This is a genomic window from Holospora curviuscula (assembly GCF_002930195.1).
Taxonomy (GTDB): domain Bacteria; phylum Pseudomonadota; class Alphaproteobacteria; order Holosporales; family Holosporaceae; genus Holospora; species Holospora curviuscula.
In genome coordinates this window covers 1-1,810 of record NZ_PHHC01000059.1, presented here as the reverse complement: position 1 = coordinate 1,810, position 1,810 = coordinate 1, and the positions used below count along the sequence as shown (strand labels likewise).

1 protein-coding gene and 1 pseudogene are annotated in these 1,810 nt (G+C 39.9%); one reads left to right on the top strand and one right to left on the bottom strand.

Annotated elements, in window-relative coordinates; genetic code table 11:
* Positions 1-776 precede the first annotated feature (776 nt).
* Positions 777-1,541 (bottom strand): annotated as a pseudogene (locus HCUR_RS10000) (IS5 family transposase).
* 53 nt (positions 1,542-1,594) lie between these two features.
* Between HCUR_RS10000 and HCUR_RS07645 the strand changes: the two are divergent.
* Entirely contained in the window at positions 1,595-1,786 is a 192-nt protein-coding gene (locus HCUR_RS07645) for a hypothetical protein (RefSeq protein ID WP_129591804.1), read from the top strand.
* The last annotated feature ends 24 nt before the right edge of the window (positions 1,787-1,810 follow it).

Here is a 1,810-nt window from a genome sequence, read left to right as displayed (position 1 = left end):
CTAACATTTGGGTTAAGCAATCAAGACGCCTATTGTCGATTTTGAAATATGGCTTTAAAATGCGCTTTAACTCGTTGACTGAAACCATGATGTATACCTCTTTTTCGATAATCGAGATTATACACTTTTTGTTTTTATTTCAGCGCGTTACTGTCAATGCAAACTAACTAACCAATTAGTTTTGTCCGGTACAGAGATGTTCGACATACAGTTTTAGTGAATTTGGATCTATGGTTTCTTTGCTTTTTAATCGTCTGTTAGGCTTAATGACTCGTTCTTTTTTGTACCGTATCTACCCCTTTACTTAGACTATTTTTACTCACTATAATTATTTCCGCGCTCATCTTTTGATTACTACATAAACTTTATATATTATATTACGCTTTTATTTAAGTCTAGTCTATATTCTCTTTATTGCTATTTCTACTGTTTTTTTTCGTTTTCTGACAAGTAATAAATCTAATCCTATTTAAGCGAAATTACTATATTTAACGAACCAGGGATTAAATAATAAAGAATATATTAAAAAACAGTCGCGTAACAATTTGAAATAGTACACATAAAGTATAGGATCGATATCAAAGAGAGGTGAAAGAAGTCAAAAAGCTATACAAACGATCTAAAAAACGAAGCGTGCAAAGTCATAGAAAAAGGAATCAACAAGCGCAATGGAAAGCAATGAAGGACGCCTCCTAAAGATGCTAGGCTGGTATGGAACGGCAGAGTTTATATCAAAAAAACAGCTAGTTTTTTATGGATCTTCCTAGATAGTGTCGTTACGAGATATTGAGCCAAAGGGTAAGACAGCGTATTTGGGCGGCTGCAAGAAAGGAGGAGCTGTTTTTGGCGTATCGCGTGGCGATGCCTCTCCATCGCTTAAGATGCAAGAAGGCATTTTCAACACGATGTCTGATCTTGTACAAGTCTTGGTCATAGAAGCGCTGTTCTTTTCGATTCTTTTTTGCAGGAATCACCGCTTGAATATTTTGACTGTTTGCCATGTCTAGTACAGCATCTGAATCATAGCCTTTGTCGGCTAAAAGACCTTGGGCGTTTATGCCCTCAATAAGAGCCTCAGCCTGTGTACAATCAGCTGTGCTATCTTCTGTAACAAGGATTCGCACTGGCATACCAGTTGCATCCACGGCTATATGTATTTTGGAATTGAGCCCCCTTTTGTTCGTCCTATGGCTTGGTTTTCACCACGCGCTCCTGCTGCATGAGGGGGTACTTTGATAGGGCTTGCATCAAATCATGAGCCACTCAAAATCAGGCTCCATCACAAGTGATTCTAACACCCCTTGCCAAACGCCTTTGTCCCGCCATCTGCAAAAGCGTCGATGCGTGTTTTTTCAGTGGCCATACTCGGGAAGCAAATTTCTCCAGGGTGCGCCAGTGCGCAATACCCAAAAGGCGGCGTTGACAAAAAGCCTATTATCATGGGCGATACTTCCCCAGAAACCTTTTCGCCCAGGCAATCGTGGCTCTAAAAGACTCCATATGTGATCTGACATATCATGGCGTCGGTGAGCGCCTATCATAAAAACCTTTCATTGACTCATTCTATATCTCATGCCAGTATAGATTTACTCTCGTGACGACACTATCTAAAGCGTTTAAGTCATGGAAGAGAATATTGAATGACTTGAACAGGCTAAACCATAAAGGGGGTATTCAAGCATTGATGGATAAGCCCAGAGCTATCCTCAGAATGAAGAGGGGAAAAGAGCAAATTTTTAGCATAGGAATTGATGGAGAGCCAGAGCGTGAATTCACACGCTTTTAAACAATGAAGAGATGGAAGCAAGCA